Annotated in this window: 12 protein-coding genes and 1 tRNA gene; 7 read left to right on the top strand and 6 right to left on the bottom strand. The window is 48.7% G+C overall.

Annotated features, from left to right (window positions below; all coding sequences use genetic code 11):
- The coding region (locus tag Q0991_RS21815; protein WP_299492540.1) for a BMC domain-containing protein at window positions 1–78 on the bottom strand (78 nt) is incomplete at its 3' end.
- A gap of 728 nt (window positions 79–806) precedes the next feature.
- Between Q0991_RS21815 and Q0991_RS21810 the strand changes: the two genes are divergently transcribed.
- From Q0991_RS21810 to Q0991_RS21785, 6 genes are all read left to right on the top strand, one after another.
- Window positions 807–2708, top strand: coding sequence for an NAD(P)H-quinone oxidoreductase subunit F (locus Q0991_RS21810; protein ID WP_366525036.1), 1902 nt, complete (start codon window positions 807–809; stop codon window positions 2706–2708).
- Window positions 2709–2754: 46 nt separating this feature from the next.
- Complete coding sequence (locus Q0991_RS21805) at window positions 2755–4344, top strand: NADH-quinone oxidoreductase subunit M (protein WP_299492536.1); 1590 nt, start codon at window positions 2755–2757, stop codon at window positions 4342–4344.
- Window positions 4345–4381: 37 nt separating this feature from the next.
- On the top strand, window positions 4382–5518 hold the full coding sequence (locus Q0991_RS21800) for a CO2 hydration protein (protein ID WP_299492534.1): 1137 nt from the start codon (window positions 4382–4384) through the stop codon (window positions 5516–5518).
- 683 nt (window positions 5519–6201) lie between these two features.
- Window positions 6202–6411, top strand: a complete 210-nt coding sequence (locus Q0991_RS21795; RefSeq protein ID WP_299492532.1) for a hypothetical protein — start codon at window positions 6202–6204, stop codon at window positions 6409–6411.
- A gap of 326 nt (window positions 6412–6737) precedes the next feature.
- Window positions 6738–7490 carry an SDR family NAD(P)-dependent oxidoreductase gene (locus tag Q0991_RS21790; RefSeq protein WP_299492530.1) on the top strand — a complete coding sequence of 251 codons (753 nt, stop codon included), beginning with the start codon at window positions 6738–6740 and terminating at the stop codon, window positions 7488–7490.
- Window positions 7491–7574: 84 nt separating this feature from the next.
- A complete protein-coding gene (locus Q0991_RS21785) occupies window positions 7575–7982 on the top strand; it encodes a VOC family protein (protein ID WP_299492528.1) in 408 nt (135 codons plus the stop codon).
- A 127-nt stretch (window positions 7983–8109) separates the two neighbouring features.
- Here Q0991_RS21785 and Q0991_RS21780 read toward each other — a convergent pair whose 3' ends face one another.
- Both Q0991_RS21780 and Q0991_RS21775 read right to left on the bottom strand, forming a co-directional pair.
- Window positions 8110–9525, bottom strand: a complete 1416-nt coding sequence (locus Q0991_RS21780) for an ATP-binding protein (protein ID WP_299492526.1) — start codon at window positions 9523–9525, stop codon at window positions 8110–8112.
- A gap of 12 nt (window positions 9526–9537) precedes the next feature.
- Entirely contained in the window at window positions 9538–11211 is a 1674-nt protein-coding gene (locus Q0991_RS21775) for an FAD-dependent oxidoreductase (RefSeq protein WP_299492524.1), read from the bottom strand.
- 409 nt (window positions 11212–11620) lie between these two features.
- Between Q0991_RS21775 and purB the strand changes: the two genes are divergently transcribed.
- On the top strand, window positions 11621–12916 hold the full coding sequence (gene purB, locus Q0991_RS21770) for an adenylosuccinate lyase (RefSeq protein ID WP_299492522.1): 1296 nt from the start codon (window positions 11621–11623) through the stop codon (window positions 12914–12916).
- 100 nt (window positions 12917–13016) lie between these two features.
- Here the strand turns inward: purB and Q0991_RS21765 are convergent, their stop codons facing one another.
- The 3 genes from Q0991_RS21765 to Q0991_RS21755 form a co-directional block, all read right to left on the bottom strand.
- Complete coding sequence (locus Q0991_RS21765; RefSeq protein ID WP_299492520.1) at window positions 13017–13994, bottom strand: aldo/keto reductase; 978 nt, start codon at window positions 13992–13994, stop codon at window positions 13017–13019.
- A gap of 22 nt (window positions 13995–14016) precedes the next feature.
- Window positions 14017–15153, bottom strand: coding sequence for a citrate synthase (locus Q0991_RS21760; protein WP_299492518.1), 1137 nt, complete (start codon window positions 15151–15153; stop codon window positions 14017–14019).
- Window positions 15154–15319: 166 nt separating this feature from the next.
- A tRNA-His gene (locus Q0991_RS21755) sits at window positions 15320–15392 on the bottom strand.
- Between the last annotated feature and the right edge of the window lie 22 nt (window positions 15393–15414).

Below are 15414 nucleotides of genomic sequence, written 5' to 3'. Positions count from 1 at the left end.
TGCCTTCACCATCGCATCTGCAGCTTCTACCACAGCAGGAAAACCTTTCGTCTCAATCATCCCAACCGCAATTGGCATTGCCACATCTCCTGTTATTGAACATTAATATTTATAGGTAATTTTGCTACCCAAAAATTCTTACATGAAAGCCAGTAAATGGCTTTATTTGGAAGCACTTTCAAGCTTGCAGAATTCAGCATATAGACCCGGGATCAGCTTTGTCAATATAAACGTGGATTATTTATTCAAATTAAATCAATAAATAAAGCTGATATTTAATCAGGGTTCATAAACGCACTGGGGAGATTCTTGAGTCCGAGGGATCAAACATTAGGGATCTGTTGGTAGGGCATTGAGGAAATTCTATGCATTGATCCCCAACCGCTCAAAGGCCCATGCTATCTGTATTAAGAGGAAAAGGGGTGGCGCTGCCATAAACATGAATGAAGGGGCTCAATTTAGAGTAATCTCACCCATGAGTGTTCCTAAAGTTGCTTAAAAATCGAGGCTTTGATTTATATAAATCTATTCAATGTATTTAATAAAATATATTTATTGATATCTACCATATTTTGCTACGATGATGTGTAAATGAAAAATAAATAAATAATAGTCATAGATTAGAAATATTTTTTATATAGAATTTTTATTTGAGCATTTTTTCATCTTCAACTCAGAGAAACTTTTGTCATTTTTAAGTTGTTTTTTTCCCAAAATCTTTGACTGTATTGGGCAGATAAAGATTTACAGTTTTAAGTAAGTTGTGAGTTTATCACCAACCATTGCAAACCCTAATGTGCTAAATCGTGCTGTCGCAATTTCTTTTGGAACATATCTGGTGGATTCCCTTTTATGGACTTTTGGGGGCTCTATTTTCTCTCCCCTGGTCATTAGGATTTATCCGGCGCAGTGGACCTCGTCCAGTCGCTTATTTCAACATCTTAATGACGCTTTTAAGTGGCTTGCATGGCACGATTGTTTTTAAGCAAGTTCTGGGCCAACCGTCTCAAGAGTTGGTCTATGAATGGCTGCAAGTCGCAGACTTGAATCTAACCTTTGCAATTGAAGTTTCGCCTGTCAGTGTTGGTGCTCTGGAACTTGTCACTTTACTCAGTCTACTGACCCAAGTCTTTGCTGTCGGTTACATGGATAAAGACTGGTCGGTAGCCCGCTTTTTTGGGTTAATGGGGTTTTTCGAGGGAGCGCTTGCTGGTATTGCCATAAGCGATTCCCTGATCTTGAGCTATGCATTGCTAGAGATGCTCACTTTTTCGAGTTACCTATTGGTGGGTTTTTGGTATGCCCAGCCTCTGGTGGTGACAGCAGCCCGAGATGCTTTTTTGACCAAGAGGGTTGGTGACATCATTCTGTTGATGGGATTAGTGGCATTGACCAGCTATGGCGCTGGACTAACCTTTTCAGATTTAAGAGCATGGAGTGAATCCACCTCCTTACCGCCCCTGACGGATGCCTTGCTGGGACTAGCCTTAATTGCAGGTCCTACAGGTAAATGCGCTCAGTTCCCTTTGAATCTCTGGCTGGATGAAGCAATGGAAGGCCCGAATCCGGCTGGGGTAATGCGGAACTCTGCGGTTGTTTCCATCGGAGCTTACTTCCTGATTAAACTGCAGCCAATTTTTAGTTTGTCTCTGATTGCTTCTGACACCTTACTCATTATTGGTGGCGTTACCGCTGTTGGGGCTTCCTTGATTTCCATCGCTCAGGTGGATATTAAGCGAGCCTTGTCCCATTCCACCAGTGCTTACTTGGGGTTGGTGTTTATTGCCGTGGGCTTAGGGCAGGTGAACATTGCCCTATCGCTGCTGTTAATTCATGCGATCGCAAAAGCGCTTCTTTTCTTCAGTATTGGTTCAATCATTCTAGGTACTAACAGCCAAGATATGACAGAAATGGGCGGGCTGTGGTCACGGATGCCCGCTACGACCACGGCCTTTGTCGTGGGCGCTGCCAGTTTAGTGGTGATGTTGCCGATGGGATTTTTCCGGATGATGCAGCAATGGTTAACAGGAGGGTGGAACATGCCAATTTGGCTCTTTGTTCTGCTGCTCTTCGTGAATGCCACCAGTGCTATCAGCCTCACCCGCATGTTCCGGCTAGTTTTTCTAGGGCCTCGACAACCTAAAACTCGGCGGGTACCTGAAGTTCCCTGGTTGATGGCACTCCCAATGGTAATCATGACTGTGGCTGTTTTGGCTTTCCCGCTTATGCCATTGAAGTGGTCCCTGTGGCTCCATCCTCTTCCCTCTGCTACCGTCTTTAGTGAATATTCCATCCCTTACGGCCTGCCTATTATGGTGGCATCAGGTGTGCTCGGTGTATTGATAGGCTCTGTGTTTGAACTGAGACGTTCTCTCTCTCGACCGACTCAGTTTTATCTCCGCTTTTTCCAGGATCTGTTGGCCTACGACTTTTACATCGAGCGGGTGTATGAATTCACTGTAGTTGCAATTGTTCGCCTTTCCTCTGAATTCACAACTTATCTAGATAAATATGTTGTTGATGGAATAGTTAATTTCGTAGGTAAAGCCACCTTGCTGAGTGGACAAGGTCTCAAGTACGGAGTCTCCGGCCAATCGCAATCCTATTTGCTCACGATCATGGTCGGCATCAGTGCCATTTTATGGCTACTGCTCAGGGATGATTGGTCTGCCATTGTTGGGTATTGGTCTGCACTCATTAGTCAATAGCCACCCTCTAATTTCTTCGCTTTAGTTAGGAGTTTGTCTTAACCCAATGCTCAGTGTCCTCGTATGGTTCCCCCTATTTGGAGTTCTGCTATTGGCGCTTTTGCCCAAAAGCATTGATGCCAATAAATATGCTCGATCTGTAGCCTTAGTGGTGGCGGGTCTCGTGTTTGCTTGGACAGTCTATATCGCGGTTCTGTTCAATCCCAAGCAAGTGACCATGCAATTTGGGGAATTTGTGCCTTGGATTAAAGCTATTGGCCTGAACTATCACCTAGCGGTGGATGGGTTATCTCTGCCCTTGCTTGGCCTGAATAGTCTTCTGACCTTTATCGCTATTTGGAGTACAGACCCAGAGGTCGAACGGCCCAGATTTTATTACGCTCTGATGCTTCTCCTCAACTCCAGCGTGGCAGGGGCATTCCTAGCGCAAGATGTTCTGCTCTTCTTCTTGTTCTATGAGTTAGAAATTATTCCCCTTTACTTCTTAATTGCCATTTGGGGGGGAGCTCGTCGATCCTATGCAGCGACTAAATTTCTGCTCTATACAGCCTTCTCTGGTATTGTGCTGCTTGCCACCTTCTTGGGGATTGTCTGGTTGTCAGGAGCCTCTAGCTTTGCCTATGAACCGTTGCGGGCCATTATTGTGGGTGCTTCGGATACCCCCAGCGGCTTGACATTAAAACTCCAGCTTATTTTGATGGTGGGAATTCTGCTGGGATTTGGTATCAAGATCCCCTTCTTCCCTCTACATACCTGGTTGCCAGATGCCCATGTGGAAGCTTCAACACCCGTTTCTGTACTGTTGGCGGGTGTCCTGCTTAAGTTGGGAACCTATGGCCTGCTTCGCTATGGTGTGGGATTATTACCAGATGCCTGGGTGTATCTAGGACCCTGGCTGGCGGTTTGGGCGGCTGTGAGCGCCCTTTACGGAACCTCCTGTGCCATCTCCCAGCAAGATATGAAAAAGGTGGTGGCCTATGCGTCCATTGCCCATATGGCCTTTATCTTACTAGCAGCAGCTGCCTCCACTGAGTTGAGTATGATTGCGGCTGTATGCCAAATGGTCAGTCACGGTTTAATTTCAGCCTTGCTATTTTTACTCGTCGGGGTTGTTTACAAGAAAACAGGCAGCCGCGATATGTTTTTCCTGAGGGGATTACTCAATCCTGAGCGAGGATTGCCCCTGGTCGGTAGCATGATGATTTTAGGGGTAATGGCGAGTGCAGGGATTCCTGGCATGGTCGGTTTTATCTCTGAATTCCTCACCTTTAGAGGAAGCTACCCCATTTTCCCGGTTCAAACCCTTTTTTGTATGTTGGCAACCGGATTGACAGCCGTTTACTTTCTACTCATGATTAATCGGGTTTTCTTTGGTCGTTTGCCGGATGAGTTAGAACCTATTCCTCCAGTTAAATGGTCTGATCGGCTTCCAGCGGCGATTTTAGTGGTACTTATCTTCTTATTAGGGATTCAACCCAACTATATTGTCCGTTGGAGTGAAACTCAGATCGCTGCTTTGATTCCTTACAATCCTAGACCGCCACAAATTATGATCACTAATATCCCCGATCAATCAATGGCAACTGTCTCTAGCCCTATCGTGGCTGCTAGCCCACAGATAGAGATTACGAATTAGCGTCTGCAACTTATTTCTCCTTATACCCCCATCAGCTATGGTAAGCACGCCCCAATTAGAGCCCTCTAAACACCAACTAGCAGAGTTCATTCATCGCTTGGAAGCGGGAGAAGCACTGCTGAGAGATTCCCCAGAACATGTTTTGGAAGTGGTGGGGATTCTTAAAAGCTATGGTGTTGTTTTGGATGCCTATTCCAATAACCTGATCTATATTGCTGACCACCAGTTCTTAGTGCTTTTTCCCCTGTTTAAGTACTTTAATGGTGAGATCAATCCGGGCAAGATTTTGAAGTTTCTCTGGCACGACCGGATTAACTATGAATATGCCGAATATTGCATGAAAAGCATGTTCTGGCATGGAGGAGGAGGGTTAGATACTTATTTGGACTCTCCAGAATTCTTGGAAGCGATTAAGCCAGTCATTAAAGCTAGATTCAAGCTGAATCCATTGATGTTGGGACTAGATCGGGTTTTTCCAGACTTTCTGCCTGAGCAAATCCGCCAGTCGGCTTATTACAGCGGCTTGGGACAGTTTTGGCGAGTGATGAGTGATATCTTTATCGATCTATCTGATCGGTACGATGCCGGTGAAATCAAAACCATTCCAGAAGTGGTGGATCATATTTTGCAGGGGTTGGTGGCAGACGCGAGCCGACCCATTACCTATACCGTCAATATTGGTGGCCAAGACTATGACATTATTCCGAAATCCGCGAACTTAACTTTCTTGATGGATACGGCTGTTCCTTATGTTGAGGCGGTTTTCTTTAGGGGAACGCCGTTCTTGGGAACGGTTTCCTACAATGCCCAGGCGTACCAAATCCCTATGTTCCAAGGTGACTTTGCCTATGGAGCGCTCTATGCGGATCCGCTTCCCATTGGCTGCTCGGGGATTCCACCGACGCTGTTGATGCAGGATATGCGTCACTATTTGCCGGACTACTTAACGGAGGTTTATCGTCAAAGCCTGCGGAAAGAAGAGGATTTGAGAATTCAAATTTGCGAGACATTCCAAAAATCAATGTTTTGCGTAACAACGGCTGCCCTGCAGGGGCTGGCGCCACATCCGTTGACCACTGATGATTTGGAAGAGCAAAAAGCCAATCGCTCCTATTTAGAGGGTTGGATGAACCGATTTACCAAATCTCGAATATTGCAGGCGAATGCCGAATAATATCTTGGTGAACTTAAGCAAGTGAATCGCCTCAAAGCTCTGAAATAGGTTCTTCTTCGCGCATCTGACGGTCACCTTACTGTCAGCCCCTCATACAGTGACCCTGCAAATGTTGTTATGAAACAAGGTCAAAACAACCAACAGCAAATTGATCGGGAGCATGTCACCTTTGTAAGCAAGTATTTATACCCATTCCAAGAAACCTTGCTAGCCTTGCTTTCAGACGCCAAGTTTTTGGTTTCAAAATGTATGCATCTGCAAAGGTGACATGCTCTCTGTTTCATCGCTATTTCCGAGCTCAGGTTCGTGGAACCCGGATTGGAGAGCAATAGGGGATTAACCGATTCCGCAAGCGTTCTGCGGAACAACTTGTGTTGCATTTCTGAGAAGAGAAAGCAAGTCCATCTAACGCGATGATAGTTGACTCAAGCTAGGAAACTTCAGCAATACAGGGGGTTTTATTCTTTTTGGAGACATTCCCCTTGATCAAGAAATCTTAATTAAGCACCTTATGTTTAGGAATAAATATGACAACTGCTTGAGTAAAATCACTTACCCACTAGGCTAGATGAAGAGAAAGATCTGACTTCAGGTGGTGAAGTGGTTACTTTAACGCAATGAAGTCAAGACGCCCTCCAAATGGATATGCATCATCCCCGCTTGAATACACGAAGAACAGAATAATGTCCCCAGCGCTTCTAAACCAATTCTGGAAGTTGGTTGAGACCATTCCCCACAGTCAACTTTTAGGATTAAACGATCAAGCTTTGGTTGATCGACTCAGCCAACCGCTGGTGGAGCGACAAGAGCTGACCTCTGAGGAAATAGAAACGGTTAAATCTTATATTCAGAGCCGCTTAACCCTGATTCGTGATATGGCGTTAGCCAGCTAGCGGCCTGTCAAAATTACGGCTAGAGAACTTGGGCGTGATGTACCCGTTCCATTGGTGGGGAAGCGTCACTATCAAAGTCTTTGCTTCAAGGCTGGCAATCCAATCGGTTCAAGGCCTTTATCGAGATCGCACCTCAGTATGGCGACGCATCCCTAATTCTCCCTAACGGTCTGGCAACCTTGCTCCGGGCCGGCGGAAAACCGGAACCCGCGGTTATGGGAAATTTCGTTAAGCTGACAAAAGCCCCATCTATTTTCCTGGGATTTTGCCCATTAAACCGGTTTTGATGTGAGTCGCCCGCTTCCCGTTGTTTGCCTGCCCTTAGTATGAGTGAGTTCAATGCCCTGGTGGTCGGGGCCAGTCAAGGCATTGGTTTGGGTTTTGTTCAACATCTGTTACAACGACCTCAAATCCAGATGATTTACGCCACCTACCGCTCACCAGACTCTGCGACGGGACTGTTAGCCCTGGCAGCACAATATCCAGAGCGAGTGTCTTGCATCGTGGTTGACATCACTCAAGAGGGACAAATTGCTGCCTGTTGTCAGCAGATTCTAGCTGAGGGACATCTGCTGCACTGGGTGATCAACTGTGTGGGCATTCTCCACGAAGGGGAGCTACAGCCGGAAAAAGGGCTGCGACAACTCAAGGCTGAACCGTTAACGCGGTATTTCCAGGTCAACAGTATTGGGGCAGCGCTTTGGGCAAAACATCTCTTGCCACTGCTCAAACATGGCGATCGCAGTCTCTTCGCTACCCTCTCCGCCAAGATTGGCAGCATTGGCGACAACCACTTAGGCGGGTGGTATGGTTACCGGGCCTCAAAAGCAGCATTAAACATGTTTATGCGAACCGCCTCGATTGAGTATCGACGTCGCAGCCCGCAAACGATTGTGGTGACACTGCATCCCGGCACCACGGATACTCAACTCTCAAAACCCTTTCAGCGGAATGTTCCCCCCGATAAGCTGTTTTCTGTCGACCGAACGGTGACTCAGCTTTTGACCGTTCTGGATGGACTACATAAAGAAGATAGCGGTCAGTTCTTCTCCTGGGATGGCAGCAGGCTTCCCTGGTAAGCGCCTAAACCATAGGCGGGAGAAGAACGTTTATACCTAAAATTGCGGGTTGCACCTAAAAACCAACAATAGGAGACCATAACCATGGACTTTAGATATATTTATACTCGACTCAATGTTGAGAACTTCCACGCCTGCAAAGCGTTTTACCGAGACGTACTGGGGTTGCCGATCAAGTTTGAAGACGATAGGGACGAATATGTCGAGTTTGATGCCGACTCAGTTCGGATCACTCTGTTTAATCGCCAAAAGCTGGATAATTTTATTCCTAAGGAAGAATCGCTTAGTTTTGATATCCACAACGCTCAGATTGTGCTTTCATTTCAAGTGAGTGATATTGAAGCGGCGATCGCCCATCTTAAACACCACGCGGTAGAACTTCTGGCTCCCCCGACCCGTTATCCAGATCGAGGATTTTTGTCCGCCTGCTTTCGAGATCCAGACGGGAACTTGATTGAGATAGAGCAAATGACGGATGTACTGATTTCCTAATGGTTTGACTCATCGCTCACCCAGAAGAGAAGTGGGGGCAACTCCCGCTCTATGGGCTGATGAGCGGAGAAATTGGAGCGAAGTCTTAGCGCAAATTACGGCGCTGGCAGCAGTGACAAACAGAGCCTTATGCTTGAGAAAGCGGCAGTGCGATCGCAAAGCAGGTCCGTCCCGGTGCAGATTCCACCATCAGGCTGCCGCCATGACGATTTTCAACGATTCGACGGACGACATCCAGTCCTAATCCCGAGCCCTTCCCCATGGGCTTGGTGGTAAAAAACGGTTCTAAAATGCGGGTTTTAATCTCAGGTGGGATGCCAGGACCATTATCTTCCACTTCAACCCGGATACAGTTATTCTTTTGACAAGTCCGAATCGTAATTTTAGGTGGCTCAGAAGTGGGGGGGCTTTCCCCTAAAGCATCGATGGCGTTATCCAAAAGATTGGTCCACACCTGGTTTAGCTCACTACCAAAGGCCAAAATTTTAGGGAGGTCTTGGTCATAGTGACGGTCAATCTTGATGCCATGCTTGAGCTTAAAGGCAAACAAGCGCAGCGTATCTTCAATACCATCATGGATATCCACTTCTTGTTGAGCTGCCCGATCCATATAGGAATAGGACTTCATAGACTGGACTAGCGTCGAGATTCGCTCTGCCCCATCCAACCCTTTGGTGATCAGCCCCATGACATCGAAGGAGAGCGCTAACCATCTCAGCCCCATATCTCGTAGTTCAGTATCACTGTCCTGCCAGCGATGCATAAGCTGCTCAAGAGTCTCAGGCTCTACCTCGCCTGCCGCTAGGGGTTCAGCCAACTTCCAAGCCTCTTCGACCCCATAGTCTTCCAGCCAATCTGCCAGGGCTTCTTCCCGATCCCCCAGGGCCAGGGGATCATTTTGAGGGTTGGCGATGGCCTCAAAACCCTGATCGCGCAGGGCCAGCCACTGCTGAGTATGCTCATCGTCCACCTGTTGTTGACCGTACACCAAATTCATTCGCTGCAGTTCCAGGATGGCGGGTTTCACATCTTTCAGCACCCGCACGAGGGCGGCTGCCGGGTTGTTGAGTTCATGGGCCAGTCCTGCGGAAAGTGTTCCTAAGGCAGCCATTTTTTCCCGGCTTTGAATAAAAGATTCTAGGCCGCGCAACCGCTTCTCCATGGTGCGAAAGATATCTTTTTCAAAATCACGGCAGCTATGGAGCACCTCTAAAAAATCAGGACAATTGAGTCGATAGAGGTCGGTATTCGTATCAGCCGTGAGCGTAACCGGAACTAAATCTTCCGTCAGGCATTGAATTTCCCCAAAGAAAGATGGACTTACATGGCGACCCACGGGCATATCTGCCCCATTACTGCTACGGCTTACGGTAATTTGGCCGCTGACTTGGATAAAAAAGCCCAGCGGGGGCTCGCCTTCCCGGACGAGGACTTCACCTGGGGTTAAGTGGATATGTTGCGTGCGATCGCAGATCCAATCCAACCGCTCAGGCGACAACGATTGAAAGGGTTTGATTTGCAATAGCGCTTGTGAACACAGCATGACACCCCCTGACTAAACCTGGGCCAAATGACGGTGAACAAACTGGACACAGATGGACCCTTCTCCCACACCGGAGGCGACTCGCTTAATCGAACCATGGCGAACATCCCCCACTGCAAAAATTCCTGGCACATTGGTTTCAAGCAAGAAACGATCCCGCTCCAGGGGCCATGGTGTCTCCTTAGGAATATCGGGTCCAGTGCAGAGAAAGCCTCGCTGATCCCGATGTACCACTCCCTCTAGCCAATCGGTACTGGGCGTTGCCCCAATAAAAATAAACAGAGCGTTGGCGTCAAAGGTTTTGAGTTCATCTGTTTGAGAATCTTTGACCAGGAGCTGTTCTAGGCGTTCATTCCCCTTGGCCTCAACCACGCTGTGAAATGGCAAAACCTCAATATTATCAGTTCCAGCAATCTGATCAATCAGATATTGCGACATACTCTTCTTTAAGGACTCTCCCCGCACTAGAATATGCACCTTGCGAGCATACCTTGAAAAATACATGGCTCCCTGACCCGCTGAGTTGGCTCCCCCTATGATGTAAACTTCTTCATCCTGGCAGGCGGTGGCCTCCGTCTGAGCCGCACCATAATAGACACCAGCCCCGGTAAACTGCTCAATTCCAGGCACCGTAAGGCGTCGCCAGGCAACCCCCATGGCCAGAATAAGGGCATGGCAGCTAATCTCATTGCCATCCGAGAGGGAGATAATGCGATAGTTCTCCTGGATGCGGATCCCGGTAACTTCCTGAGGGGTAAGGATTTCTACCCCAAAGCGCTTGGCTTGAGTCACTGCACGACGGGCTAAGTCACCCCCGCTCAGGCCAACGGGAAAACCCAGGTAATTTTCAATGCGTGAGCTAGTGCCCGCCTGCCCCCCCGGCGCTTCCCGCTCCACCATAACCGTATGTAAGCCCTCTGAGGCCCCATAGACGGCTGCGGCTAAACCAGCCGGACCACCCCCCACAATCACTAAATCGTAGAAGGGTTGTTCAGCATCCGTCTGCATCCCCACCGCTTGAGCCAGCTCTGTGGTGCCGGGTTTAACCAGTTTCTCACCGTCCGGTAATAACACCAGGGGGAGGCAAGCAGCATCTGTTTCTCCCGCGCAAGAAATCAGTTGTTGGGCCTCTGGATTATTCTCAATATCCAACCAGCGGTAGGGGATCTGGTTACGAGCCAAAAAATCTCGCAGGGCATGGGACTGAGGAGACCAGCGATCGCTAATTACCTTAACCCCTTTGAAGACAGGCTTAAAGGTGGCTAGCCAGTCCCGAATCAAATCATCTAAGACCGGGTAGAGTTTCTCCTCTGGCGGATCCCAAGGTTTGAGAAGGTAATAGTCCAGCTGGGCCTTATTGATGGAATCAATGGCGGCATTTGTATCGGCATAAGCCGTGAGTAGGGCTCGCTTTGCCATAGGGAAAAGCTCACTGGCTTGTTCGATAAATTCAACCCCGCTCATATGGGGCATTCGCTGATCCACTAGAAAGAGGGCAACGATATCCCCCCGCAGCTTGAGCTGTTGAACCGTGTCTAGAGCGGTAACCCCTGAGTCTGCCCGAATAATCCGGAAACGATCGCCATACTGTTTGCGGAGGTCGCGAGCGACGGCTTGTAACACCGCAGGGTCGTCATCCACAACAACAATGACAGGTTTTGGCGTACCAGCTTTTTGTTCAGCCATGGTAAAACATGCTCTGCAGCGTACAGATTCTAGTGTGCAACAGGAACGCCTAAAACGAAAAGGTCATGACTTGGCAGATCACAAATATCAAGCCCTGCTTATTGATGACGTGACTTCTATTCCTGCCGAGTAGCGCCTAACCTGCATTATTCATGACATTTTCAAAAAATCCCCAAAAGTCTTTCCCCATAATATTTTTAGCGATCTAAAGAGTGTGACGCTTTGATCTTTTTTAAGAATCTCTAAATTTCTTACCCATTAAGGGCTAGAGAAGATTTTTGTTGATCCTCATGAATAATCCAGGCTAACATGCCATACCGTTAGTTGAGAGGCTGATGAAAAAATCTCAGGGGCGTTGGGTAAATAGCAGGGCAGCGTACAATAGTTCAGTTGAAATCTAGGCAATACATTGATCGAGCGGTATACCTTGCCCGAGATGGGCGGTTTGTGGACAGACGAGAATAAATTCAGAACCTGGCTACAGGTGGAAATTGCCGTCTGTGAGGCCCAGGCAGAACTGGGTAAGATTCCTGCGGATGCCGTCGAAACCATCAAAGCCAAAGCCAATTTCGACGTTAAGCGCATTTTGGAAATCGAAGCGGAAGTGAAGCATGACGTGATTGCCTTTCTCACGAACGTCAATGAGTATGTGGGGGAAGCGGGGCGGTACATTCACTTGGGCATGACCAGCTCCGATGTATTAGATACGGCGATTGCCCTGCAGATGGTGGCGAGCCTCGATATTTTGCTCCCCCAACTCGAAAACCTGATTCAAGCGATTCGTTACCAAGCCCAGCAGCATCGCCAAACGGTGATGGTGGGTCGCAGCCACGGTATCCATGCTGAACCGATTACCCTGGGATTTAAGCTTGCCGGGTGGTTGGCCGAAATGATGCGGCATCGAGATCGCCTAATCGCAGCCCAAAAAGAAGTGGCGGTGGGCCAAATCTCGGGCGCCGTGGGTACCTATGCCAATATTGATCCGCAAATTGAATGCCTGACCTGTCAAAAGTTGGGCCTAAAGCCCGAGGCAGCGTCCACCCAGGTTATTTCTCGCGATCGCCATGCCTACTATCTCAATGCCTTAGCCCTAGTTGCCGCTTCCATTGAACGATTTGCCGTGGAGATCCGCAATCTCCAGCGGACGGATGTGCTGGAAGTGGAAGAATATTTTTCTAAGGGGCAAAAGGGATCTTCGGCCATGCCCCACAAGCGCAATCCGATTCGGTCTGAACGACTGACGGGACTTGCTCGAGTGATTCGCGGTTATGCCATGACTGGATTGGAAAATGTGGCCCTCTGGCATGAGCGAGATATCTCCCATAGCTCTGCGGAGCGGGTGATTGTCCCAGATGCCGCTATTTTGACCCATTTTATGTTGGTGGAAATCACTGACTTAGTGAAGCACTTGCAGGTCTATCCTGAAAATATGAAGCGGAATATGAACCTTTACGGCGGCGTTATCTTTAGCCAGGGGGTCTTATTGGCCCTCGTGGATAAAGGCATGAGTCGAGAAGCGGCCTATGCCGTCGTCCAAACCCATGCACACCAAGCTTGGAATACAGAAGGGGGCAATTTTAAAGCTGCTCTTAGCCAGGACCCACAGGTGCAAAAGCGACTCTCCGCTGAGGAACTGGATCACTGTTTTGACCCCAATCGTCACTTGCAAAATTTAGATCAGGTTTATCAGCGGTTGGATATCTAAGGGGTCTTCCCCTTTTTGTAGGAGAAGAACTGGCTGCTCAAGATTACAGGTTCAGTCATTTGACGCTTGCATGGCGATACATCTGCTAATATCAGCCCTTTCAAGCCCATTGACGGAAGAACGAATGGTCTTCCCAAGTGGATTGGGTTCGGTTTTCAATGCTGGTTAGGGTGGCCGGATCTAATACTTGAAATGCTGCGGCTGTTTGGACATTAGCGGTGAGTTGTTCTACGGTTTCAGCGGCGATAATGCAGGTATGAACACCTGGTTGCGATAAGGAATAGCCCATTGCTTCCGACATACCCGACAACACACCGGGCCGCAGGAGTTTCCCATATGCAGGGACTTTCATGGCAATCACCCCCACCTGCTGTTGACGAGCCACGGGCAACACAGAAGAAATAAACGGGCGAGGATGGTGAACATCGGCAGCATTGACGGGAATTAAGGTGGTATCAAAGGCATAGCGGTTTAAACCTTCAACAATGACGTTGGGCTCGTGATGGCCCGTAATGCCCGCAAACTTGATAATGCCTTGATCTTTAGCTTCTTCAATCGCCTTAATTGCACCCTTTGCGCTAAAAATCGTTTCGATTTCGTCAGCATAGGAAACATGGTGCAGTTGCCAGAGATCCAGGTAGTCAGTATTCAGGCGATTAAGGGACCGCTCTAACTCTCGCCAAGCTCCATCGCGATCTCGTCTGGCTGTCTTACTGGCTAAAAACAAATTTGAGCGATACGGGGGTAGAACTTTCCCCAAATAGTCCTCACTGGGACCATAACTGGCTGCTGTATCAAAATAGCGAATGCCTAGATCCCAAGCCGCCTGAATCATTTGCACCGCCTCTTTTTCAGCCCCTAGTTTAGAGAGCGGTGTTTGGCCCGCTCCACCTAACCCCAAAACGGGCAACTTCACACCTGTTTTACCTAAAACCTGATGAGGAAGCGACGATGGGGATGCGGGGAGTGACGTTGAATCCGAACGCCGCTCTTTATGAAAAGCGAGGCTGCCCAGCAAGCCCCCCGCCGCCGCCAAACTGCTGAGTAGGAATGTTCGACGTTGAGTTTTGGGACTCATACTGACCTCCAGCGAAGCGTGATTATCGATCGAGGACGGGGATATAGGGCTGATCGTGACTACCCAGATAAATTTGAGAAGGCCGATAAATCCGATTAGCTTCGAGTTGCTCCTTCCAGTGAGCCAGCCATCCGGCTACGCGAGCGATCGCAAAAATCGAGGTAAAAATATCGGCAGGAAACCCGAGTTGTCTAAAGATTAACCCAGAATAGAATTCCACATTGGCATGGATTTGACGATCTCCTAATCGTTCTTCAACCGCTTTTTCTAGAGCGAGGGCGATACCGTAGTAGCGATCGCACCCATACTTTTCTGACAACTGCTCAGCCAAGCCCTGCATAATCTGCGCCCGGGGATCTTTCACCTTATAGATCCGATGCCCAAATCCCATCACCCGACGACCGGCAGCGAGTTTCTGATCCAGGTAGGGCTGCACATTTTCGACCGAGCCTATATCCGTGAGCATCTGCATCACCTCTTCATTGGCCCCACCATGTAGCCGTCCGCCTAACGTCCCCATGGCAGAGGCAACCACCGCATAGGGGTCCGTCAGGGTAGAGGCCGTCACTCTGGCCGAAAACGTCGAGGCATTCATTGTGTGTTCAGCATGTAGAATCAAACACTGGTCAAAAATATGGGCCATCAGCGGATCGGGATCTTTCTCATTCAGCAGGTACAAAAAATTGGCTGAATAATTGAGATCGTCGCGGGGGCGCAGCGGATCATTCCCCTTACGGATATGCTCAAACGCTGCTACTGCCGTAGGGATTTTGGCTAACAGACGCACTACAGCTCGGCGAATATAGGCCGGATCATTCAAGGCCCGGCGAGAATGGTATAGCCCCAGGGCTGCCACCGTTGCCTGCACTGCATCTAAGGGATGTCCCCGTTCAGGAAAGCATTTCATCATATCCACCAGCCGATATTTAATCCGACGATGGTGGATGACCTCATACTGGAACGCTTCGAAATCGTCTGGGGTGGGTAGGTGCCCCCAAATCAGTAGAAACGCGGTTTCGAGAAAATTGCTGCGTTCCGCCAGTTCAGTAATCGGAATCCCCCGATACTCCAATTGACCTGCCTGACCATCAACGTAGCTGATCTGAGATTGGGCAGCGGGAATTCCATCTAATCCAGGTTCATAATCGCATGTTGTCATCTGCTTTGCTCCGGTGAGAATGGCTTCAGCCTACTGCTATGATTCGAATCTAGCCTAAAGACCTCAAGGATCGATAGGTCGCTCTCTTAATCTGCATACTCTGGGGAAACGGCTCTGGCTGCGCTCTCATAGGCACAGCTAACCCTAGTTGATGACTAATCTTCAGGGCGGACGATGGGAATCGAACCCACGAATGGTGGAACCACAATCCACTGCCTTAACCACTTGGCTACGCCCGCCATTGCGTATTTGAATATAGCA

The organism is Acaryochloris sp. IP29b_bin.137, assembly GCF_028285745.1.
Lineage (GTDB): Bacteria > Cyanobacteriota > Cyanobacteriia > Thermosynechococcales > Thermosynechococcaceae > Acaryochloris.
The sequence above is the reverse complement of the archived record's forward strand: the minus strand, read 5'-3'. Positions and strand labels throughout refer to the sequence as shown.

Bases quoted from the DNA above. Each gene is read 5' to 3' on its own strand.
- Q0991_RS21765 (WP_299492520.1), bottom strand. From the start codon at position 13,994: ATGAGTCCCAAAACTCAACGTCGAACATTCCTACTCAGCAGTTTGGCG.
- Q0991_RS21780 (WP_299492526.1), bottom strand. From the start codon at position 9,525: ATGCTGTGTTCACAAGCGCTATTGCAAATCAAACCCTTTCAATCGTTG.
- Q0991_RS21785 (WP_299492528.1), top strand. From the start codon at position 7,575: ATGGACTTTAGATATATTTATACTCGACTCAATGTTGAGAACTTCCAC.
- Q0991_RS21760 (WP_299492518.1), bottom strand. From the start codon at position 15,153: ATGACAACATGCGATTATGAACCTGGATTAGATGGAATTCCCGCTGCC.
- Q0991_RS21790 (WP_299492530.1), top strand. From the start codon at position 6,738: ATGAGTGAGTTCAATGCCCTGGTGGTCGGGGCCAGTCAAGGCATTGGT.
- Q0991_RS21800 (WP_299492534.1), top strand. From the start codon at position 4,382: ATGGTAAGCACGCCCCAATTAGAGCCCTCTAAACACCAACTAGCAGAG.
- Q0991_RS21775 (WP_299492524.1), bottom strand. From the start codon at position 11,211: ATGGCTGAACAAAAAGCTGGTACGCCAAAACCTGTCATTGTTGTTGTG.
- Q0991_RS21805 (WP_299492536.1), top strand. From the start codon at position 2,755: ATGCTCAGTGTCCTCGTATGGTTCCCCCTATTTGGAGTTCTGCTATTG.
- Q0991_RS21795 (WP_299492532.1), top strand. From the start codon at position 6,202: ATGTCCCCAGCGCTTCTAAACCAATTCTGGAAGTTGGTTGAGACCATT.